Source organism: Pantoea sp. (assembly GCF_039594315.1).
GTDB lineage: Bacteria > Pseudomonadota > Gammaproteobacteria > Enterobacterales > Enterobacteriaceae > Pantoea.
The window spans coordinates 1-21,476 of the sequence record NZ_JBCNNP010000051.1 but is presented as its reverse complement, the minus strand read 5'-3'; the positions used below and the strand labels follow the sequence as shown (position 1 = coordinate 21,476).

The window sequence follows — 21,476 nt, the reverse complement described above, 5'->3', positions numbered from 1 at the left end:
TCCATCCATCAAGGATTTTTAATGTTCGTAGCTTCTGCCTTGCTGTTTATCGGATTGATTTTATTGGTTTACGGAGCCGACCGTTTGGTGTTTAGCGCCGCGATCCTTTGTCGATCCTTTGGCATCCCGCCGCTGATCATTGGCATGACGGTGGTCAGCATTGGCACATCATTGCCGGAATTGATTGTCTCGTTCTCAGCCGCGCAGCATGGACAGATGGATTTAGCCGTTGGCACCGCGCTGGGTTCCAATATCACCAACATTCTCTTAATTCTTGGTGGCGCCGCACTGCTGCACCCCTTAACGGTACACTCCAATCTCATTCGGCGCGAACTACCATTAATGCTGCTAGTCTCACTGCTCAGCGGCATCATGCTATTTGACAACTATCTCAGCCGACTCGATGGTGCAGCACTTTTGCTGATTGCATTGGGTTATTTGCTGGTGGTGATCCGCATTGCCCGCCGCGCGGAGCGTGACAACAACGACACCTTGACCCGCGAACAATTGGCCGAACTGCCGCGCGATGAAGCCGGCAATACCGTGGCCTTTTTGTGGCTGGCGGTAGCACTCATTATTCTGCCAATGTCGACGAGCATGGTGATCGACAATGCCACCGTGTTTGCCGACTACTTTGGCGTGAGCGAATTGGTGATGGGTTTAACGCTGATTGCGGTCGGCACCAGCTTGCCAGAACTGGCTACTGTGGTCGCGGGCGCATTGAAGGGTGAAGACGATATCGCCATTGGTAATCTGATCGGCGCCAATATTTTTAACCTGGCGATTGTGCTCGGCCTGCCTGCGTTAATTCATCCGGGCAGCGTTGATCTGCATGCCTTCGCACGTGATTACTGGGTGATGCTCGGCGTGAGCGTGCTGTTCGCCCTACTTTGCCTACTGCGTAAGCGTCGCATTGGACGCACCGCCGGCATTTTATTGTTAACGGGATTTGTCGTGTGGGTGCTGTGGCTGTGGCTCAGCCCTACGCTTCTCGCAAGTTATTAAGGACGGACTGACCATGTCACATCAGCAACCGGATTTCGACTTCCAGCAAGCGGGCAAAGCCGTGCTGCGCATTGAGCGCGAAGGGCTGGAGCAACTTGATCAATATATCAATGATGATTTCAGCCGCGCCTGCGCGATGATCTTCGCCTGCCGCGGCAAAGTCGTGGTGATGGGCATGGGAAAATCCGGCCATATCGGTAAAAAGATGGCGGCGACTTTTGCCAGTACCGGCACGCCAGCCTTTTTTGTTCATCCCGGTGAAGCCAGCCACGGCGATCTCGGCATGGTCAGCACTAATGACGTGGTTATTGCGATATCCAACAGCGGCGAATCCGGTGAGATTCTGGCGTTGATTCCGGTACTTAAGCGTCAGAAAGTGCAGCTTATCTGCATTACGGGTCGGCCGGAAAGCGCGATGAGCCGCGCCTCCGATGTGCATCTCTGCGTGAACGTGCCGCAGGAAGCATGCCCGCTTGGCCTTGCGCCCACCACCAGCACCACCGCGACCTTAGTAATGGGCGATGCACTGGCTGTAGCGTTGCTGGAAGCACGTGGCTTTACGCAGGAAGATTTTGCCTTGTCGCATCCTGGCGGCGCGTTGGGTCGCAAACTGCTGCTGCACGTTAGCGATATCATGCACAGCGGCGATGAAATTCCACATGTTAGCCGCGATGCTTCAATGCGCGATGCACTGCTGGAAATCACCCGCAAAAATCTCGGTTTGACGGTGATTGTCGATGACCTGATGAAAATCGAAGGCATCTTCACCGATGGTGACTTACGCCGCGTGTTCGATATGGGCATCGATTTCCAAAAGGCCAGCATTCAGGATGTGATGACCAGCGGCGGCATTCGCGTAAGGCCGAATATGCTGGCGGTTGATGCTCTGAATCTGATGCAAAACAAAAACATCACCGCCCTGCTGGTCGCCGATGACGATCGCCTGCTCGGTGTGGTACATATGCATGACATGCTGCGCGCTGGCGTAGTTTGAACGGGAACAAAAAATGAGTGCTGAAACCGCGATGGTCGAGACCTGCTACGGCCCGGTAAGCGCAGCCGTGATGGCACGAGCCGCGCAAATTCGCCTGCTGATTTGTGACGTCGATGGCGTGATGTCAGATGGCGTGATTTATATGGGCAATAGCGGCGAAGAGCTAAAGGCGTTTAACGTGCGCGATGGTTATGGCGTGCGTTGCCTGCTGACCTCCGGCGTCGAAGTGGCTATTATTACCGGCCGCAAAGCAAAACTGCTGGAAGATCGCTGTAAGACGCTCGGCATTACGCATCTTTACCAGGGACAATCGGATAAGCTTTTGGCCTGGCGTGAACTCCTGGATAAACTGTCACTCACTGCCGATCAGGTGGCCTACATTGGCGATGATCTGATTGACTGGCCAGTGATGGCGCAAGCAGGTTTGAGTGTGGCGGTGGCCGATGCTCACCCGATTTTGCTGCCGCGCGCGCATTACGTTACGCGTATTGCCGGCGGTCGTGGCGCAGTGCGCGAATTGTGCGATCTGATTTTGATGGCACAGAACAAATTTGAGGATGCCAAAGGGCAATCTATATGAGTAAGAGCAGGCGTTGGATGACGCTGATTCTGGCCTTGATCGCCCTGGTGCTGATCGGCTGGAATCTCACCAACCAGGATGACAATAAAACGCCGGTGGCGACCAACGATCAAGAGCCGACGTACACCAGCGAAAAATCCAATACGGTGGTATATAACCCAACGGGCGCGCTGGGCTACAAACTGATCTCGGATAAAGTGACCTACTTTTCTGCCGATGAGGTAAGTTGGTTTGATAATCCGGTGATGACCACCTATGACGAAAATAAAGTGCCAACCTGGTCAGTACGCTCCGATAAAGCCAAGCTGACGAAAGATCGCATGCTTTATCTTTATGGTCATGTTGTCGTCAATACGTTGACTCAGGATTCACAACTTGAGCGTATCCTTACCGATAACGCGCAGGTTAATTTGGTCACCCAGGATGTGACGTCTGACGATCAAGTCACCCTTTTTGGCCGCAGTTTTAATTCCACTGGCACGAAGATGCGCGGCAACTTACGGACGAAGAATGCTGAGCTGCTTGAAAAGGTCAAAACTTCCTATGAAATCCAAAATGAACAAAAACAGCCTTAAGTTATTGCTGGTGAGTACGCTGCTGGCGACGAGTTTACCTGCACTGGCATTGACCGGCGATTCAGACAAGCCGGTTAATATCGATTCCGTTAATCAAGCGTTGGACCTGCAAGGTAACGTCGCGACCTTTACCGGCAACGTGATTGTGACCCAAGGTTCCATCAAGATCACCGCGGATAAAGTGGTGGTTACGCGCCCTGGTGGCGACAGCAAAAAAACCATCGTGGATGCTTACGGTAATCCCGCCACCTTCTATCAAATGCAGGACAGCGGCAAACCGGTGCAGGGCCACGCTTCGAAACTGCATTACGAATTGGCCAACGATTTTGTTGAATTGACCGGCAACGCTTACATTCAGCAGCTGGACAGCAACATCAAAGGCGACCGCATCACTTACCTGGTGAAAGAGCAGAAAATGCAGGCTTACAGCCAGGGTGAGAGCAAGCGTGTGACCACCGTTCTGGTACCGTCGCAGCTGCAGGATAAAAACGGTTCGTCTGCGAGCCCTAAAAAGAGTAACTGATTGCTATGGCCACACTGATCGCTGAAAACCTGGCGAAAGCCTACAAAGGCCGCCGCGTGGTGGAAGATGTTAGCCTGCAGGTGAAATCCGGCGAAATTGTCGGCCTGCTTGGCCCAAACGGTGCCGGTAAAACCACCACCTTTTACATGGTGGTGGGCATTGTGCCGCGCGACGCCGGTCGCATCGTGATTGATGATGAAGACATCAGTATTCTGCCGCTGCATGCCCGTGCACGTCGCGGTATCGGTTATCTGCCGCAGGAAGCGTCGATTTTCCGTCGCTTGAGTGTTTACGACAACCTGATGGCGGTATTGCAGATTCGTGATGACCTGACGGAAGAACAGCGCCAGGATCGCGCCAATGAACTGATGGAAGAGTTCCACATCGGGCATCTGCGCGACAGCATGGGGCAAGCGCTGTCAGGCGGTGAACGTCGTCGTGTGGAAATCGCCCGCGCGCTGGCCGCCAATCCGAAATTTATCCTGCTGGATGAACCTTTTGCCGGGGTTGACCCTATTTCGGTTATCGACATCAAGAAAATCATCGAGCATTTACGTGACAGCGGCCTTGGCGTGCTGATTACCGACCACAACGTGCGTGAAACCCTCGCCGTGTGTGAACGCGCTTACATCGTCAGCCAGGGCCATTTAATTGCCCATGGCACGCCTGATGAAATTCTTGTAGATGAGCAGGTTAAGCGTGTTTATTTGGGCGAAGAGTTCAGACTCTGATAAGGTGTCGTAACACCCTACGTTTGCTTAGGAAATTCTAATCGAATTATGAAGCAAGGTTTGCAACTCAGGCTCAGCCAACAACTGGCGATGACTCCACAGCTGCAGCAAGCAATTCGCTTGCTGCAGCTTTCTACGCTTGAACTCCAGCAAGAACTGCAACTGGCGCTGGAAAGCAATCCGCTGCTTGAACAAACCGATCTGCATGAAGAAGTCGATGCGCGCGAATTTCAGGAACAAGAGAGCGATTCGTTAGACACGCGAGAAGCGCTTGAACAGAAAGACATGCCGGATGAGCTGCCACTTGATGCCACCTGGGATGAAATCTACACCGCGGGCACTCCTTCAGGCACCGGCACTGATTATCAAGATGATGAACTGCCGGTTTATCAAGGCGAAACCACCCAATCGCTACAGGATTATCTGATGTGGCAGGTGGAGTTAACGCCGTTTTCTGACACCGATCGCGCCATCGCCACGTCGATTGTCGATGCTATCGATGATACCGGCTATCTCACCGTCAGCTTACAAGACATTTATGACAGTATTGGTGACGAAGAGTTGGCGCTGGATGAAGTTGAAGCGGTGCTGAAACGCGTGCAGCGTTTCGATCCGGTCGGCGTCGGTGCACGTGATTTACGTGATTGCCTGCTGGTACAACTCTCGCAATATGCCGCTGACACGCCGATGTTGGCAGAAGCGCGCTTGATCGTCAGCGAACATCTCGATCTGCTGGCCAACCACGATTTCCGCAGCCTGATGCGCGTGACACGCCTCAAGGAAGAAGTGCTGAAGGACGCGATGCTGCTGATTCAATCGCTTGATCCGCGTCCCGGCCAATCAATCAACACCAGCGAACCGGAATACGTGATTCCCGATGTGCTGGTGCGCAAAATCCATAAACGCTGGACGGTGGAACTCAATTCCGACAGCATGCCGCGTCTGAAAATCAATCAGCAATACGCAGCAATGGGCGGCGCAGGCCGCAATGACAGCGACAATCAATATATCCGCAGTAATTTACAGGAAGCCAAGTGGCTAATTAAGAGCCTGGAGAGCCGTAACGACACGCTGCTGAAAGTGACACGTTGTATCGTTGAACAGCAGCAGGCGTTCTTTGAGCAGGGCGAGGAGTACATGCGTCCGATGGTGCTGGCAGATATTGCCCAAGCCGTTGATATGCATGAATCCACGATTTCCCGTGTGACCACGCAGAAGTATTTGCACAGCCCGCGTGGCATCTTTGAGCTGAAGTATTTTTTCTCCAGTCACGTCAATACTGAAGGCGGCGGCGAAGCCTCGTCCACGGCGATTCGTGCGTTGGTGAAAAAATTGATCTCCGCGGAAAACCCCGCAAAACCCTTGAGCGACAGCAAACTGACCTCCATGTTATCCGATCAGGGCATCATGGTAGCGCGACGTACGGTTGCTAAATATCGCGAGTCTTTATCGATACCGCCATCAAATCAGCGTAAACAGTTGGTTTGACCGAACGAAGAAGGAAGACCTATGCAGCTAAACCTTACCGGGCTTAACGTTGAGATTACCGAACCTCTGCGCGAATTTGTAAATACCAAATTTGCCAAACTGGAACACTATTTTGATCGTATCAATCAGGTTTATATTGTTCTAAAAGTAGAGAAGGTGACGCAGATTGCGGATGCAACACTGCACGTCAACGGCGGGGAGCTGCACGCCACATCGGAAGCGGAAGACATGTACGCGGCCATCGACGGGTTAATCGATAAGCTTTCCCGTCAGCTGACCAAACACAAAGACAAACTGAAAAAACACTAACCTTCACGCTTGCAGAGTGCTGACTGATTCGGCACTTAGAGCAAAGATGGGGCGGATTGTACCGCCCCGTTTTGTCATCTGCGCAAGCGCCAGCGGGTGAAAGGCAATGAAATCAATTGCCTGATTCTCGCGGCTAAGTGAACTCGCAAGTGAAACGATGATGAACAACGATCTGACACTGGAATTGAGCTCGGTCCTTTCACTGGACTGTACCCGTAGCGGCGTACACTGCCAGAGTAAAAAACGCGCGCTGGAAATTATCAGCGAGCTGGCAGCGAAGCAGCTCAATCTGCCGCACCAGACGCTTTTCGAAGCAATCCTGACCCGCGAACGGATGGGCAGTACCGGCATTGGCAACGGCATCGCCATTCCCCACGGCAAGCTGGAAGAAGACACTTTGCGTGCCGTAGGCGTGTTTATCAGCCTTGATCAGCCGATTGCTTTTGATGCGGTCGATAATCAGCCGGTTGACCTGCTGTTTGCCCTGCTGGTGCCTGCGGACCAGTGTAAAACCCACTTGCACACGCTTTCGCTGGTCGCCAAACGCCTGGCGGATAAAACCGTTTGTCGCCGTTTACGCGCGGCACAAAGCGATGAAGAGCTCTACGCCATTATCACAGAAGCTCAGGAAGAACACTCTTAAGCGACAAACACTTTTACCGGCGTTTTCGCCGGTTTAAAACGGGAGAAATGTGATGGTGCTGATGATCGTTAGCGGTCGGTCAGGCTCGGGAAAATCAGTCGCGCTGCGTGCCCTTGAAGATATGGGCTTTTACTGTGTCGATAACTTACCGGTGGTGTTATTGCCGGAGCTGGCGAATACCTTAACCGAACGCAATATCTCTGCGGCAGTCAGCATTGACGTGCGCAACATGCCGGAATCACCGGAGATTTTTGAAACTGCTCTGAATAATCTGCCGGATTCTTTTTCACCTCAGTTGCTGTTCCTGGATGCCGATCGCAATACTTTGATCCGCCGCTACAGCGACACGCGCCGCTTGCATCCGCTCTCCAGCAAAAACTTGTCATTGGAAAGCGCCATCGACGAAGAGAGTGATCTGCTGGAGCCGCTGCGTTCACGCGCCGACCTGATCATCGATACCTCTGAAATGTCAGTGCATGAATTGGCGGAAATGCTGCGCACACGCTTGTTGGGCAAACGTGAGCGTGAGTTGACCATGGTGTTTGAGTCCTTTGGCTTTAAGCACGGCATTCCGATCGATGCGGATTACGTGTTCGATGTGCGTTTCCTGCCGAATCCACACTGGGATCCGAAACTGCGCCCAATGACCGGTTTGGATCGTCCTGTCGCGGCCTTCCTCGATCGCCATACCGAAGTGCATAACTTCATCTATCAAACGCGCAGCTATCTGGAATTGTGGCTGCCGATGCTGGAAACCAACAACCGCAGCTACCTAACGGTTGCCATTGGTTGTACCGGCGGCAAGCATCGTTCAGTGTATATCGCCGAGCAACTGGCAGATTATTTCCGCTCACGCGGTAAAAACGTGCAATCTCGTCATCGTACTTTGGAAAAGCGCAAATCATGACCGTGAAGCAAACCGTTGAAATTCGTAACAAACTGGGCATGCATGCACGCCCAGCGATGAAGCTGTTTGAGCTGGTGCAGAGTTTTGATGCGGAAGTGCTGCTGCGCAACGAATCTGGCACAGAAGCAGAAGCCAGCAGCGTGATTGCGCTGCTGATGCTTGATTCTGCCAAAGGCGGCCATATCGAAATTGAAGCCAGCGGCCCACAAGAAGAGCAGGCACTGGCGGCGGTCATCGAACTGTTTGAAGCGGGTTTCGACGAAGACTAACGTTTTAGTGCAGCTTGTAGCGATTCAGGAAACCTTCCCCGCCCAACTGCCGCATCTGACGCATAATCCACTGTTGCCGCTGACGAATATAGCCAGAAGGCGCATCGGCGCGGAAACGAATCGGGTTCGGCAGCACCGCAGCCAACAGCGCGGCTTCAGACATGGTGAGCTGGCTGGCAGGTTTCTTGAAGTAGCGCTGCGACGCCTCTTCCACGCCAAAAACGCCGTTACCAAATTCCGCAATGTTGAGATAAACCGTGAGAATGCGGCGTTTGGTCCACACCGTTTCAATCCCAACCGTTAAACCTGCCTCCAACCCCTTACGCACCCAACTCCGTCCATCCCACAAGAAGAGATTCTTTGCTGTTTGCTGTGACAAGGTCGATGCGCCGCGCATACGTTCGTTGCCATCGTTATCCAGCACCGATTGAATGGCATCAACATCAAAACCCCAATGCTCAGGAAATTTTTGATCCTCAGATGCGATTACCGCCAGCGCCATCCACGGCGAGATTTCATCCATGCCAACCCAATCTGAGTGGGCAACATAACCAAACTGGCCGGTAAACCAGGCACCGATTTGCCGCTCGACCATGACGGCAGAGAACGGCACTGGAATAAATGCAAACAGCAGAATGCCCGCTAACCAGATGCCCAGCCAAGCCAACAGAACTTTTGCAATCAGCACTTTAATGCGTTTTCCCAGCTTCCCTTTACTCTTACTCATGCAATTATCTCTTACCTGTTCCCTGCATTAATCAATCACTCGAGTCACAATATCAAACACCCGTAATTGACCGCTAAAATTTATCCTCATTCATCTAACTCTTTCAGGGTAAATTGTTGCCAAAGCAATCAACGTTCCTCTATTAGAGCCATTTACATCAAGCACTTCCGATAAAAAGGAATCGGTTCCATTGCATTATAACCACCACAATAACGCGCTGCAGATACTTAACTGAATGTGATATTGCTCACGTAAAACCTTTCACATCGCTTAACTATAATATTTAGTAGTCTTCGAGGATGTTCATTGATAAGCGAGACCATTCTGAAAAACGCGACTAATTCGCCTGCATCTCAGCCACATTTACTGTCAATATTGGTAAAGCGTTTTACCACGCTTTAGGTTTACATTATTCGATACAGTGTAAACTGGAACTTTCTGCTGAGGGTTTCCAAAACGTTTTGGATAACCGTGCATAAATCCCAACATTATCAATACATATCAGCATGTTAATCTAACTTAGCACCAATTTTTTGTCGGATTTGGATTTTCTCTGCTGCTTGCAGGCTTTTCCTGCTGATGAGTGAAGCAAAACCAGGCAAAAAGTAGAACATTTGGTCAAAAAGAGTACAATATGGCAAAGAAATTAATTCCTTGCTTGACTGTGTCAGCAAATTAATGTTTTCTGTATTTAATCGCTGCTCAACATCACACAATTTAATGAATCTTGTCGCAAGCGTTGGCGAATTTGTTAAGGTGATTTGGAAGCGTTAACCAATACCAAACTGTTGCTTTTTGATTCGATTTCCAATAATAGCAGCAGTACCCATTTCCCTGGTGTTGGCGCAGTATTCGCGCACCCCAGTTTCGACTGGGGTCATTTTTTTCTAGCGTCCTATGATTTTTCGCGCTCAGCGACCCAATCACGTAACACCTTCACGTCATTCCGCCACTCTTGTTTAAGTTCGTCGATCCACTCTTGTACGTTGTCCCACCATGCTGGCAATTCCGGCGACTGAATCTGTTTAGCCAATTGCTGTAAATGCAGCAAACCCACCGAACCGGCTGCGCCTTTAATCTTATGGCCTTCCTCGGCAATGCCTTTTTGATCGCGCGCCATCATGTTGGAATCCAACACATCCAGATAGCCCGGCATCATCTGTTCAAACATAGTAAGACTTTGGGTAATCAAACCCGGGCCGACCAACTCGATGTATTGCTCCAGCATCGCCACATCCAACAGCGTGCGCGATTGCTCGGTTGCAGAAGTGCTGACGAGCTCTTCTTGCTCCGGCTGATAATCCCAGAACTTTTTGATCATCGCGGTCAACGCTGGCACAGCTAGCGGCTTGCTCAGCACATCGTCCATGCCGGCATCGAGATACTCTTTTTTGTCCTTCAACACGTTGGCCGTCAGCGCCACCAGCGGCGGCAGTGATTTACCGGCATGACGCTGATGAATCGCACGTGAAACATCCAGACCAGTCATATCCGGCAATTGAATGTCGAGCAGGACTAAATCGAACTCTTGCGGATCAAACATCGCCAGCGCATCAGTACCGGTCATCGCCACTTCAACGCTACATCCCAGCTTCTCCAATACCGAACGCGCCACGATGACGTTAAGCTCAATATCTTCCACCAGCAGCACATGCAGCGCCGGCAGCGGCATGCTGTCGTCCAGATTGTCGTCTTCGACTTCCTCAGCAACGCGTGGCGCGTTGATCTCAACGGTGAAGCACGAACCTTGCCCGGCAACGCTGCTGACGCTGATATCGCCACCCATCGCCTGTGCTAAACGACGTGAAACCGCCAAACCAATGCCGGTGCCGGTTGCTGGTTTGCCGCCGTGCTGATCTTTCACCTGGTAATACATGGCGAAGATCTTATCCTGCTCCTCTTGCGGAATTCCCATGCCGGAGTCCTGCACCTCGAAGTGCAGCGTTTCATCCTGGCGATAAGCCACGCGCACCACGATTTCGCCCTGCTGGGTGAATTTCACTGCATTACCAATCAGATTCCACAGAATCTGGCGCAGGCGTGTTCCATCTGCGGAGATTTTATGGGGCAGCGGCAATTCTGGCGCCATGACAAACTTCAGCCCTTTTGGCTGCGCCAACAGACCGGAAAGGTTTTCCAAATCAGCGAGGAAACCGGTGAAGTCCAGCGGTTGATTATCCAACTGCACTTTGCGTCGCTCGATTTTGTCCACCTCAATAACATCATTGAAGATATTGCCCAACGTGATGGCCGAAACGTGGATAGTTTTGAGGTATTTCAACTGTTCCTGATTGAGATCGGTATCCAGCAGGATGCGACTCAGCCCAACAATGCCATTCAGCGGCGTACGCAGCTCGTGGCTAATCGTAGAAATGAAGGTGGTCTTCTCGCGGCTGGCGTTCTCCAGCGCGTCCTGATAGCGCTTACGCTCAGTAATATCACGACCAAAGCCCATCAGGCCGCTGCGTTTGCCTACGCGGTCGTAATACGGCACTTTTCGAATTTCGAAGCAGGCTTTGCGCCCGTCTGGATATTGCAGCCACTGCTCGTAAGTCAGCGACACATTATGGCGGAACACCTTCTCATCGGTTTCCAGCACTTTGGTTGCCGCTTCATCGTCGTAGATATCGCGCGGCGTCAGGCCAATCAACTGCTTTTCGCTCATGCCGGTGAGCAACTCCATAGCGCGGTTACAGCCAGAGAATTGCTTATCAATATTGCGGTAGAACACTAAATCCGGCGAAGCATCAAGGAAGGAGCGCAAGAACGAAGATTGCTGTTCGAGCTCGATTTGCGCCTGCTCACGCCGCGCCATCTCTTCACGCAGCTTATCCATTACCTGCTCGCGCGCCTGCTCGGCTTTAATACGATCGTTAATTTCCTGGTTGAGCTGCGTAATGGTCTCTTTCATCTGCTGATTCAATTCAAGATCGCGCGTGCGCATCTCTTCCAGCTTATCCACCAGCTTCGACAAGCGCTGACGCGACTCTTCCAGTTGATCGACCACCACCGAGAGGAAATAGACTGCCCAGGGCGTAATTAACAGACCGAAGAAGATAGAGCGTACGACGTCGATGCTCTCTACATGGCCGCGCAAAACCATGGTGACGGCCATCTGCACCACCATCGCCAGCACCACCAGCGCCGAGGCGAGCAGCAGTGAAAAACGTACCAGGCCAAGTTTGACCATCAAATCAACGTAATACTGCGCTAAAAGACGAATCTGTTTCATTACGAGCTCCCTGAACGAAATCTGGCTCATGATAGCGTAATTATCGCCGCACTGCGCCGCTTCACGGTGGAGTATCGCGGCGGTTATGCCCTGTAATGGTGCATCACAACGTGATTTCGCCGACGTTCCCGGCTATATGCCTAAAGCGCTTGACTAATTCTGCCAACTGAATAATCTGGAGGGCCGCGCTTTTGCGGGCCTTTTCTCAACATCCTGTGCGAATCAGCACTCTGGCAGCCAATACGCCTATTGGTTGCACTTCTTTATTGCATATCCATTCAACTTAAACGATTTTTTACGCGATCGTGGCGTGATTAATTTTACTAATGGCAGCACCATTTTGATTCAAATATGACGCCATAAGAAAAACAGATACATGCTGTGTATGATCTGCCCCCAACAGAATTTAATGCTGTTATAAGCCTACCTGCCAGCATTGTTTAGATATTAGAGGGCTAGCTCACAGTGAGACGGCTCACACTTCCTGGGGGAATGCGCAGCGGTTAATTGACATATATTTACGCAATAAAACCTTCACATTCATGATGTTAACGCGCGAAAGTGCTATTTCCCCTCAACAAAGCGGGCTATTTGACCTGAGTTCGCTTTCCCGATAAGTTGGAATTCCACTGGGCGCTAGCCTGGCGGGCCTGTGTCTCGGCATATCTATGCAGCAAGAAGACTCCCTCTAGATGCAAGCTATCTCCCGTAAGAGACCGGATTAACAGAGCAGCTCATTAAGGACGTGACAACAGTGTCTTGAGAGCCCTTGCTCGGTGTTGCGACGCCCGCTCTTTATAGTGCGGCACAAGAATTGATACCGCTGCGTTAGCCATTCAGCAACGTGCCGGTACGCGAATAATGCAGGTAATGTCAAAGAAGTTAAGGAGACTCTCAATGTCCACGCAAAAACCGAATCCCTATGGTTTGTATGACCCATCAGCTGGCAGTGACAGCTGTGGTGTAGGTTTCATTACCCGTAAGGACGGCGAGCAGACCCATGAGATCCTGCAGATGGCCCATAGCGCGTTGTGCACGGTACCGCACCGTGGCGGCATGTCTGCCGAAGGCGTGGGCGATGGTGCTGGCGTCAACGTCGATCTCTCTCTGAACTTCTTCCGCAAAGTCACAGGACTGGCGCTGGAAGCCGGCCGCTTTGGCGTCGGTAACTTCTTTGTGCCGAAAGACGCGGAACTGCGCGCTAACGCTGAGCGTTTAGTAGAAGAGACGCTGGCAGCTCATAACTTCCCTATTTTGATCAAGCGCGACATGCCGCTCGATGGCAGCGTAACGCGCCCTGCTGCCCTGCAATTCCAGTTACCGATTGTGCAGTGGGTATTTGCTGCGCCGCAGGACATTACCGAACAACTCGAATTCGAGCGCCAGATCTATCGCGCATTGTTGGATATCGAAGCACGCGCCTTTACTGAAAGCGAGTTTGGCGGACTGTATCCGCTGTCGCTCTCCTCGCGCACGCAGGTGTTCAAAGCACGCCTGAACTCCAACGAAGTGATTCCTTACTTCAAAGATTTAACCGATGCCGATCACCAGGTGCGCGGGCTGTTCTTCCATACCCGCTTCTCCACCAACACCGATCCGCACACCACCATGGCGCAACCGTTCCGCTTAATGGCGCATAACGGCGAGTTGAACACCGATCGTAAAAACCGCATCGCGGAAGCAGCATTGATGCTGGCGCGCGGCAAGAAAATCGTGCGTCCAAAAGGCCAGTCAGACAGTTCGCGTCTCGACCAGAGCATTCATAGCCGTTTGATGGAAGATAACCTCGACCTGATCAACGCGGTGGTTTCGATGATGCCGCCAGCATGGGAAAACGACACGTCGCTGTCGAATGAAGTGCGCGCCATGCTGGAATACTTTTCTTTATATGAAGAGAAGAACGATGGCCCGGCTGCGCTGATCTTCGGTAACGGCGAAGTGATTGGTGCCCGTCTTGACCGCCTCGGCTTGCGCCCGCTGCGTTCAGTGGAAACGGCTGAATACATCGGTGCGATGTCAGAAGCAGGCCAGATTGCCTTCCCACCAGAAAGCGTGCTGCGTCGCGGTCGTATCGAAGCGGGCGGCATGCTCTATTACGATCACAAAGAAAAACGCTCTTACACTACGGTGGAAGCGCTGGAAAAACTGGCTGCCGAGAAGGATTACCTCTCGCTGCTGAGCAAAGCGCGCGTGGATCTTGGCGATCTGCCAGAGATTCAGGCGGAGCAGCTTGGCTCGCCGCTGCGTTATCGTGGTGACCTCAAAACCTATCAACGTTTTGTTGCTTACTACTACAACCAGGAAAGCTTCAAATTCATGATGGACCCGATGCTGCAAACCGGCGCTGAGAAGATCTCCGCGATGGGTTACGGCAACGCCATCAACGGCCTGTCCGACCACGAAGGCGGCATGGCGCACTACTTCTCGCAACGTTTTGCACAGGTCACGAACCCGCCGTTGGACTCCATTCGTGAAGCGGACGGCATGACGCTGCGCGTAGCCTTGGGTGCCAAGCCGCATCTGGGCCGCAGCAAAGGCCAGCAAATCATTGTGCCAACGCCGATTCTGACGCACCTCGACATGCTGCGTCTGCGCGAGCAAACCGTTGCCCCATACAAACGCTTCGAGATGCTGTATGAGCCGGTGGTCGGCAAAGATATCGTTAGCCGTGCAGCCAACGCCAATGCGCTGGAAAAAGCCATTGATGATTTAGCCCAGCAAGTGGTGGATTTTGCGCGCCAGCAAGGCGGCATCGCGGTGATCACCGATCGCCACATTTCATCAACGCACGCGGCAATCCCAATGCTGCTGATGGTTTCCGCCATCAACCAACGTCTGGTGCAAGAAGGTCTGCGTCTGGATGTCTCGCTGGTGGTAGAAAGCGGACAAAGCATCTCTTCACACCATATTGCTGCAACGCTGGGCTTTGGTGCATCAGCGGTTTATCCGCTGGGCGTACAGATGCGTGCCGAAGAGAAATTTGGTGAAGGCGTCGAGGGCAACAAAGCCTTTAAACGCTATGCCAAAGCAGCAGAAAAAGCCTTGATGAAAACCATGGGCAAAGTCGGCCTGTGTACCGTAGAGAGCTACAGCTGCGGTGAATTCTTCGAGCCAAACTTCCTCGATACCGAAGATCCGGTGCTGAAGAAATACTTCCCGAATATCAAAACCCCAGTTGGCGGCGCGGGCTTCCCGGCTATCGCACAGATGGCGGTGGATTGGCATCAAAGTGCCCTGAAAATTCAGGGCGAAGCCGAAGTACCGTTACTGGGTCTGTTTAAAGAGCGTGCAGAAGGCGCGGGCCACTCTTACGGCACCATCGCGGTTCGTACCTTTATTGATATGACGGAACAACCGATTCGCTTCGCCAACAAAGAGCGCGAAGAGGACAACTTCATCCGCCTGATGACGCTGGCCAAACTGGATAACGCATTCAACATCAAAGCCGATGCCTTTAAAGACAGCAGCTTCGAGCGTATCCCGAATGAGGTGATTGATACCTTTGCGATCACGCCGGATTATCGCCAGTTCTCCAGCCTGATGTACGTTGAGCGTAAGCGTCGTCCAGCCGCGCTACGTGACATCCTGGCTCTGCCGTGCGACCTGACGCATGTCGATAGCGAAGCCGAATTTGGTCGCAAACTCGGTCGTTACTCATTGGTCAACAACGGCTTTGCGACACGCGGCCTGAAGTGCGAAGCGGTGAATGGCAGCCTGAACCAATTCGAACTGCGTTTGATCGATGCGATTGCCGGCCTGAAACCAGAGAACGAGCGTCTCGAAGCGTTGGCGCGCGCACTGAAAACCCGTTTCATCGACGATATCGAAAGCACCAACGTGGCGGATGGCGTGCTGCACATCACCGCTTACGGCAAAGCGGCTGATTATCTGTCGCTGATCTTCACCGCGCTGCCTTCGCTGCCGCTGGAAGAGATTCAACCGGCACACGAAATCACCCGCACCTTCGCCTCTGGCGCGATGAGCCACGGTGCGCTGGTTGCGCCTGCGCACGAAGCAGTAGCGCACGGCACCAACATGGTGGGCGGCATGAGTAACTGTGGTGAAGGTGGCGAGCACTATTCGCGTCACGGCACCATCCGCGCATCGCGCATCAAACAGCTGGCGTCCGGTCGTTTTGGTGTGTGGGCGGCGTATCTGGCCGACCCAATGCTGGAAGAGCTGGAAATCAAAATCGGTCAAGGCGCGAAGCCAGGTGAAGGCGGACAGTTGCCAGCACCGAAAGTCACGGTAGAGATCGCCGCAGCACGTGGCGGTACGCCGGGTGTGGAGCTGGTTTCACCGCCGCCGCATCACGATACCTATTCAATCGAAGATTTGGCGCAGCTGATTCACGACTGTAAAGCCGCGCGCGTGCGCGTCATCGTTAAGCTGGTTTCATCCGAAGGCATCGGCACCATTGCGGTCGGCGTGGCGAAAGCCGGCGCAGACGTGATTAACGTCGCGGGTAACACCGGCGGCACCGGCGCAGCGTCGGTAACCAGCTTGAAATATACCGGCCGCGTGGCGGAAATCGGTATCGCTGAAGTGCATCAAGCATTGTGTGCCAACGGTCTGCGCGACAAAGTCCAACTGCGTTGCTCCGGCGCGCAGCAAACCGGCAGCGATGTGATCAAATCTGCCCTGCTCGGCGGCGATAGCTTCGAGTTCGGTACCACCGCGCTGATGATGCTGAAATGCGTGATGGCGAAAAACTGTAACGTCAAATGCCCGGCCGGTTTAACCACCAATGCCGAAGCCTTTGATGGCGATCCACGTCAGCTGGCGCAGTACTTCATCAACGTGGCGCAAGAAGTGCGTGAATTCCTGGCACGCCTTGGTCTGCGTTCACTGCGCGAAGCGCGTGGTCGTTCGGATCTGCTGCACTTGATGGATCACCCGCTGGAAGTTGGCAAGCTGGATCTGCGCGCCATGTTGACCGTGGTGCCAGAGCAGAAAATTGCTAAGCCAGTGTATCTGGAAAAAGATTTTGAGCTGGATGATGGCTGGGTGGAGGAGCTGAAAACCACGCTGGTTAGCGAATCAAACCGTGAAATCGCGCTGGGCGCGGGCACCACCCTGAACAACCGTAACAAGAGTGTTGGCGGTCAGTTAGCGATCGATATCGAACGTATGCTCAACCACGAATTGCCGAAGGATCAATTGGCTGCGCTGCCAGCGGTAATGAAAGACGATCGTGGACGCCATTATCTGGCACCACGCAGCGTGCTGATTCACACCAGCGGCTCTGCGGGCCAATCATTCGGCGCATTCTGCAACGATGGCATGCAAATGAAGCATTACGGCACTTGCAACGATGGCGTCGGTAAAGGCCAATGCGGCGGTGAGCTGGTGGTGATGTCTCCAGGCGGCGGCGCGCAGGATAGCGATGGCAACGTGCTGATCGGTAACTTCGCACTGTTCGGCGCGACCGGCGGACGTCTGTTCGTACAAGGCCAGGCGGGTGACCGTTTCGCGGTACGTAACTCTGGTGCAACCGCGGTGGTTGAAGGCGTTGGCGATTTCTGCTGCGAATACATGACCAACGGCGCCATCCTTAACCTCGGCACCTTTGGTAAAGGCTTCGGCAACGGCATGAGCGGCGGTTTCGCTTACCAATACGATCCGTATGGCTCGCTGGCAGCTCACGCCGCAGGTGATTCCGTGCTGTTTGGCTCCATCGCTGATGAAGACGAAATGGCGCAGGTCCACAAACAAGCGGTGCTGACCATGCTGAACTGGCATCTGGAAGCGACCCAATCGCCGCGCGCCAAATGGCTGCTGGATAACTGGGAAACTGAGTGTCACCACTTTGTCTATGTGATGCCACGTTCGCTGTTGCTGTATCAAGACAGCAGCGAGATCCTGAAGGCCAAATCGCGTAAAGATTTGCTGGAAGAGCTGTCAACTTCGCTGGCTGCGCATCAGGTAGCGAAATTTAAATCTGCCTGGCGCGACGGTAAAACTATCGCCAATGGCGCGGTACCGGCTTATGGCGCAACCGACACGCTGGAGATGTTTGTCCTGCTGAACAACTACACCGTGTTGAGCCTTGCGCAGCAATTGGCGCTCGGCAAACTGCCGAAAGGCACCGCGGTAGAAGATCCGGCAGTGGAGAAAGCAGTACGTAACCTGCTGATGACCGAAGATTTCTCGCTGATCAGTAAGCTGCAACGTCACGCGCGCTCTGCGATTGAAAGCTACAGCGATGATGAACTGGCAAGCCTGATTGCCGCGAAACGTATGGCGGATTACAAAGCGGCGCTGAAACAACGCAATATTCGCTCAATGGACAGCCTCGCCACTTACGGCTGGATCATTTACCAGGATGCCTGTAACCGTGAGGTTCTTGGCCATCTGCCTGATTTCGAAGAGCTGTTTGCGCGTGCCGCACTGCCTGAAATCGCCGCTGCTGTCGGGAAACTTTCCTGATTACAGCACTAATGAATGTGTGTAATTTAGACTGAAAATTTAGAACAGGATTGAGTGCCGTACCGATGAAAATTCCTTACATTCCTGAAGATGCGCCGTTTAACGGTGAACAGAAATACTGGCTGGCGGGCTTCCTTGCCGGTCTCCATTCGCGCCTGCTGGTATTAGAAGACAAGCAGAGCGCACCGGCTGCGGGTGCCAGCACCAACACGCAGTTGCATATCCTGTTCGGTTCGCAGACCGGCAATGCCGAAGCGCTGTCGCAAACTGCCGCTAAAGCCGCACGCGCCAAAGGTTTGGTGCCGGTGGTGCAAGCGCTGGGCGAAGTGGATCTGGATGTGTTCGCCACTATGCGCCACGTGTTGATCGTGACGTCAACTTACGGCGAAGGCGAAATGCCGGACAACGCCCAACTGTTCTGGAATGCGATTTCAGCCAGCACCGCGCCGCGTCTGGAACAGATGCACTTTGCAGTATTGGCGATTGGCGATACCGGCTATGACGGTTTCTGCCAGGCCGGTAAATTCATCGATATGCGTCTGGAGCAGTTGGGCGCCAAACGCGTTGCGGATCGTATCGACTGCGATATCGACTACGAAGAGCCATCCAGTGAGTGGATTGGTACTGCAATGCCACAGTTTGCTGCCAGTGCCGGCAGCAGCGGTACAGCATTAGAAAGCGCGCCAGAAGCGCCAGTGATTCCAGGCAGCAACAAGCAGAACCCGTATGCCGCCGCGCTGGCGACTAACAAGCGCCTTTCTGCTGAAGAATCTGCCAAAGATATTCGTCACTTTGAGTTCGACCTCACCGACAGCGGCCTGAAATATGAAGCCGGTGATGCGCTGGGCGTTATCCCGGTTAACGACGCAGCGTTGGTATCGTTGCTGCTGACCGAACTGAAAGCGGACTACGAAACGCCAGTACCGAGCTTTGATCGTAACCTTGGCGATTTGCTGACTTATCAGTTTGAAATCTCAGAGCCGTCACGCAAGTTGATTGAGTGGGTTGGACAACACACCACCAACCAGGAACTGCGTCACGTATTGCAGCATGACGATAAAGACACGCTGGCCGTTTGGCTGTGGGGCAAAGACACGCTGGATCTGTTGCAGCTTGAGCTGACACGCAGCTTGTCAGTACCGGAGTTCGTTGCCATGTTGCGTCCATTACAGCATCGTGCGTACTCGATCTCTTCAAGCTCTAAAGCGCATCCAAATCAGGTTCACCTGACTATCGCTTCCGTGCGCTACCACAGCGGCGGCCGCGAGCGTAAAGGCGTGTGCTCAACCTATCTGGCAGAACGCGTGCGCCGCGGCGAGAAGCCGGCAATCTTCATTTCGCCAAACAAAGCGTTCCGCGTGCCAGCTAACGGCAATGCGCCGCTGATCATGGTTGGACCTGGCACCGGTATCGCACCGTTCCGCGCATTCCTGCAGGAACGTCAGGCGACTGGCGCAGAAGGTAAAAACTGGTTGTTCTTCGGCGACCAACATCAGGCACACGATTACATCTACGAAGAAGAGCTGAGCGCATGGCAGGAGAAAGGTTTGCTGACCAACCTCGATCTGGCATTCTCACGCGATCAGGAAGAGAAGATTTACGTGCAGAACCGCATGCTGGAGAAAGGCGCTGAACTTTACGCCTGGCTGCAAGATGGCGCTTACTTCTACGTGTGTGGCGATGCATCGCGCATGGCGAAAGATGTTGATGCGGCGCTGTATGAAGTGGTTCGTCAGTTTGGTGGCTTGTCCAGCGAACGTGCCGCTGCTTACGTTGATCAATTGAAGAAAGATAAGCGTTATCTGCGCGACGTCTACTAAGCGTGCAGGTATAAAAAAACGGGCCAAGTGGCCCGTTTTTTATTTCTGATGTTTTTATTTCACAACACGCAGTGAAGGACGCCCGCCACGCGGCGGCGGTTCATCATCTGGCGAGTGATCATCATTATCAGTCGCATCATCCGGGCGATCGCCATCAATCACAGACATCATCGTCTCTTCCTGACCGCCTTCCTGTTCGTCGGTAGCCAACTCGTAAGCCGGTTCCGGTTCGAACATCGTGCCTGCACCATTTTCACGCGCATAAATCGCCAGAACCGCAGCCATCGGCACAGAAACCTGACGCGGTACGCCACCGAAGCGCGCATTAAAACGCACTTCATCATTGGCGAGGTCAAGATTGCCAACCGCACGTGGCGCGATGTTCAGAACGATCTGCCCATCACGCGCATATTCCAGCGGCACCTGCACACCAGGCAGATTGATGTCGACCACCAGATGCGGCGTCAGCTGGTTGTCCAGCAACCAGTCATAAAACGCACGCAGCAAATATGGACGACGCGCCGTTAGTTGCGACATTTCCATACATTAGCCCCGGGCTTGCAGGCGCATTTCACGTTCTGCTTCGGTCAGTGACGCCAGGAATGAGTCACGCTCAAACACGCGCGTCATATAGCCTTTCAGCTCTTTAGAACCTGCGCCAGAGAGGTCAACACCCATCTGCGGCAGACGCCACAGCAGCGGTGCTAGATAGCAGTCAACCAGGCTGAACTCTTCGCTCATAAAGAACGGCGTGCGTGCGAACAGTGGCGCAATCGCCAGCAGCTCTTCACGCAATTGCTTGCGCGCTGCATCCGCTTCCGCACCGCTGGTTGTTTCGATGGTGCGCATCAGGCTGTACCAATCCTGCTCGATACGATGCATCATCAGACGGCTTTCACCGCGCGCCACCGGATAAACCGGCATCAGCGGTGGATGCGGGAAACGCTCATCCAGATATTCCATGATGATGCGTGATTCATACAGCGTCAGTTCACGGTCGACCAGCGTAGGAACGGTGCGGTACGGGTTGAGGTCAATCAGATCCTGCGGCAGGTTATCCATTTCAACCTGCTCGATCTCCACGCTGACGCCCTTCTCAGCCAGTACGATGCGTACTTGATGGCTGAAAATGTCAGTCGGACCAGAAAACAGCGTCATTACCGAACGTTTGTTGGCAGCGACAGCCATGAAAACCTCCAAGTTTGTTCACAAAAAGATACTGCGAATAGCCAACCACGCGGCGA

General features: G+C 53.2%; 17 protein-coding genes. 13 read left to right on the top strand and 4 right to left on the bottom strand.

What is annotated here, in order from left to right; all coding sequences use genetic code 11:
• Positions 1-21: 21 nt before the first annotated feature.
• The 11 genes from ABDW13_RS19730 (at position 22) to npr (ending at position 8,024) form a co-directional block, all read left to right on the top strand.
• Positions 22-1,005, top strand: a complete 984-nt coding sequence (locus ABDW13_RS19730; protein WP_343554238.1) for a calcium/sodium antiporter — start codon at positions 22-24, stop codon at positions 1,003-1,005.
• Positions 1,006-1,018: 13 nt separating this feature from the next.
• The gene (gene kdsD / locus ABDW13_RS19725) at positions 1,019-1,999 is read left to right on the top strand and encodes an arabinose-5-phosphate isomerase KdsD (RefSeq protein ID WP_343554237.1); all 981 of its coding nucleotides are present in this window, start codon (positions 1,019-1,021) and stop codon (positions 1,997-1,999) included.
• Positions 2,000-2,012: 13 nt separating this feature from the next.
• On the top strand, positions 2,013-2,579 hold the full coding sequence (kdsC, locus tag ABDW13_RS19720) for a 3-deoxy-manno-octulosonate-8-phosphatase KdsC (protein WP_343554236.1): 567 nt from the start codon (positions 2,013-2,015) through the stop codon (positions 2,577-2,579).
• Positions 2,576-3,154 (top strand): LPS export ABC transporter periplasmic protein LptC, encoded by a 579-nt coding sequence (lptC, locus tag ABDW13_RS19715; protein WP_343554235.1) that lies wholly within the window; start codon positions 2,576-2,578, stop codon positions 3,152-3,154. Before kdsC ends, lptC begins: the two co-directional genes overlap by 4 nt.
• Positions 3,123-3,677: a lipopolysaccharide ABC transporter substrate-binding protein LptA gene (gene lptA, locus ABDW13_RS19710; protein WP_343554234.1), complete on the top strand. Its 555-nt coding sequence runs from the start codon at positions 3,123-3,125 to the stop codon at positions 3,675-3,677. Before lptC ends, lptA begins: the two co-directional genes overlap by 32 nt.
• Positions 3,678-3,682: 5 nt before the next feature.
• Positions 3,683-4,408, top strand: coding sequence for an LPS export ABC transporter ATP-binding protein (lptB, locus tag ABDW13_RS19705; protein ID WP_008104371.1), 726 nt, complete (start codon positions 3,683-3,685; stop codon positions 4,406-4,408).
• A 48-nt stretch (positions 4,409-4,456) separates the two neighbouring features.
• Positions 4,457-5,896, top strand: coding sequence for an RNA polymerase factor sigma-54 (gene rpoN, locus ABDW13_RS19700; protein ID WP_343554233.1), 1,440 nt, complete (start codon positions 4,457-4,459; stop codon positions 5,894-5,896).
• Positions 5,897-5,917: 21 nt separating this feature from the next.
• Positions 5,918-6,205 carry a ribosome hibernation promoting factor gene (gene hpf, locus ABDW13_RS19695; protein WP_008104375.1) on the top strand — a complete coding sequence of 96 codons (288 nt, stop codon included), beginning with the start codon at positions 5,918-5,920 and terminating at the stop codon, positions 6,203-6,205.
• A 160-nt stretch (positions 6,206-6,365) separates the two neighbouring features.
• Positions 6,366-6,848: a PTS IIA-like nitrogen regulatory protein PtsN gene (gene ptsN / locus ABDW13_RS19690; RefSeq protein ID WP_176505766.1), complete on the top strand. Its 483-nt coding sequence runs from the start codon at positions 6,366-6,368 to the stop codon at positions 6,846-6,848.
• Between the two features lie 52 nt (positions 6,849-6,900).
• Positions 6,901-7,755, top strand: a complete 855-nt coding sequence (gene rapZ, locus ABDW13_RS19685) for an RNase adapter RapZ (RefSeq protein ID WP_343554232.1) — start codon at positions 6,901-6,903, stop codon at positions 7,753-7,755.
• Positions 7,752-8,024, top strand: a complete 273-nt coding sequence (gene npr, locus ABDW13_RS19680) for a PTS phosphocarrier protein NPr (protein ID WP_008104379.1) — start codon at positions 7,752-7,754, stop codon at positions 8,022-8,024. The genes rapZ and npr overlap by 4 nt, the downstream gene beginning before the upstream one ends.
• 4 nt (positions 8,025-8,028) lie before the next feature.
• On the opposite strand, the gene mtgA is transcribed toward npr, so the two are convergent.
• Together mtgA and arcB are read right to left on the bottom strand one after the other, a co-directional pair.
• On the bottom strand, positions 8,029-8,751 hold the full coding sequence (gene mtgA, locus ABDW13_RS19675) for a monofunctional biosynthetic peptidoglycan transglycosylase (RefSeq protein WP_343554231.1): 723 nt from the start codon (positions 8,749-8,751) through the stop codon (positions 8,029-8,031).
• Positions 8,752-9,646: 895 nt separating this feature from the next.
• On the bottom strand, positions 9,647-11,983 hold the full coding sequence (gene arcB, locus ABDW13_RS19670; protein WP_343554230.1) for an aerobic respiration two-component sensor histidine kinase ArcB: 2,337 nt from the start codon (positions 11,981-11,983) through the stop codon (positions 9,647-9,649).
• Positions 11,984-12,880: 897 nt separating this feature from the next.
• On the opposite strand from arcB, the gene ABDW13_RS19665 reads away from it, so the two are divergent.
• Together ABDW13_RS19665 and ABDW13_RS19660 are read left to right on the top strand one after the other, a co-directional pair.
• Positions 12,881-18,412, top strand: coding sequence for a glutamate synthase-related protein (locus ABDW13_RS19665; protein ID WP_343554229.1), 5,532 nt, complete (start codon positions 12,881-12,883; stop codon positions 18,410-18,412).
• A gap of 65 nt (positions 18,413-18,477) precedes the next feature.
• Positions 18,478-20,232, top strand: a complete 1,755-nt coding sequence (locus tag ABDW13_RS19660; RefSeq protein ID WP_343554228.1) for a sulfite reductase subunit alpha — start codon at positions 18,478-18,480, stop codon at positions 20,230-20,232.
• 54 nt (positions 20,233-20,286) lie between these two features.
• Here the strand turns inward: ABDW13_RS19660 and sspB are convergent, their stop codons facing one another.
• Both sspB and sspA read right to left on the bottom strand, forming a co-directional pair.
• The gene (gene sspB, locus ABDW13_RS19655) at positions 20,287-20,775 is read right to left on the bottom strand and encodes a ClpXP protease specificity-enhancing factor (protein ID WP_343554227.1); all 489 of its coding nucleotides are present in this window, start codon (positions 20,773-20,775) and stop codon (positions 20,287-20,289) included.
• A gap of 3 nt (positions 20,776-20,778) precedes the next feature.
• Complete coding sequence (gene sspA / locus ABDW13_RS19650) at positions 20,779-21,420, bottom strand: stringent starvation protein SspA (protein WP_343554226.1); 642 nt, start codon at positions 21,418-21,420, stop codon at positions 20,779-20,781.
• Positions 21,421-21,476: the final 56 nt, after the last annotated feature.

What these genes read in the sequence shown, in the direction of transcription:
- ptsN (WP_176505766.1), top strand. Translation starts at nt 6,366, where the DNA reads ATGAACAACGATCTGACACTGGAATTGAGCTCGGTCCTTTCACTGGAC.
- kdsC (WP_343554236.1), top strand. Translation starts at nt 2,013, where the DNA reads ATGAGTGCTGAAACCGCGATGGTCGAGACCTGCTACGGCCCGGTAAGC.
- rapZ (WP_343554232.1), top strand. Translation starts at nt 6,901, where the DNA reads ATGGTGCTGATGATCGTTAGCGGTCGGTCAGGCTCGGGAAAATCAGTC.
- hpf (WP_008104375.1), top strand. Translation starts at nt 5,918, where the DNA reads ATGCAGCTAAACCTTACCGGGCTTAACGTTGAGATTACCGAACCTCTG.
- lptA (WP_343554234.1), top strand. Translation starts at nt 3,123, where the DNA reads ATGAAATCCAAAATGAACAAAAACAGCCTTAAGTTATTGCTGGTGAGT.
- npr (WP_008104379.1), top strand. Translation starts at nt 7,752, where the DNA reads ATGACCGTGAAGCAAACCGTTGAAATTCGTAACAAACTGGGCATGCAT.
- lptC (WP_343554235.1), top strand. Translation starts at nt 2,576, where the DNA reads ATGAGTAAGAGCAGGCGTTGGATGACGCTGATTCTGGCCTTGATCGCC.
- rpoN (WP_343554233.1), top strand. Translation starts at nt 4,457, where the DNA reads ATGAAGCAAGGTTTGCAACTCAGGCTCAGCCAACAACTGGCGATGACT.
- mtgA (WP_343554231.1), bottom strand. Translation starts at nt 8,751, where the DNA reads ATGAGTAAGAGTAAAGGGAAGCTGGGAAAACGCATTAAAGTGCTGATT.
- sspA (WP_343554226.1), bottom strand. Translation starts at nt 21,420, where the DNA reads ATGGCTGTCGCTGCCAACAAACGTTCGGTAATGACGCTGTTTTCTGGT.
- arcB (WP_343554230.1), bottom strand. Translation starts at nt 11,983, where the DNA reads ATGAAACAGATTCGTCTTTTAGCGCAGTATTACGTTGATTTGATGGTC.
- ABDW13_RS19730 (WP_343554238.1), top strand. Translation starts at nt 22, where the DNA reads ATGTTCGTAGCTTCTGCCTTGCTGTTTATCGGATTGATTTTATTGGTT.
- ABDW13_RS19660 (WP_343554228.1), top strand. Translation starts at nt 18,478, where the DNA reads ATGAAAATTCCTTACATTCCTGAAGATGCGCCGTTTAACGGTGAACAG.
- ABDW13_RS19665 (WP_343554229.1), top strand. Translation starts at nt 12,881, where the DNA reads ATGTCCACGCAAAAACCGAATCCCTATGGTTTGTATGACCCATCAGCT.
- kdsD (WP_343554237.1), top strand. Translation starts at nt 1,019, where the DNA reads ATGTCACATCAGCAACCGGATTTCGACTTCCAGCAAGCGGGCAAAGCC.
- lptB (WP_008104371.1), top strand. Translation starts at nt 3,683, where the DNA reads ATGGCCACACTGATCGCTGAAAACCTGGCGAAAGCCTACAAAGGCCGC.
- sspB (WP_343554227.1), bottom strand. Translation starts at nt 20,775, where the DNA reads ATGGAAATGTCGCAACTAACGGCGCGTCGTCCATATTTGCTGCGTGCG.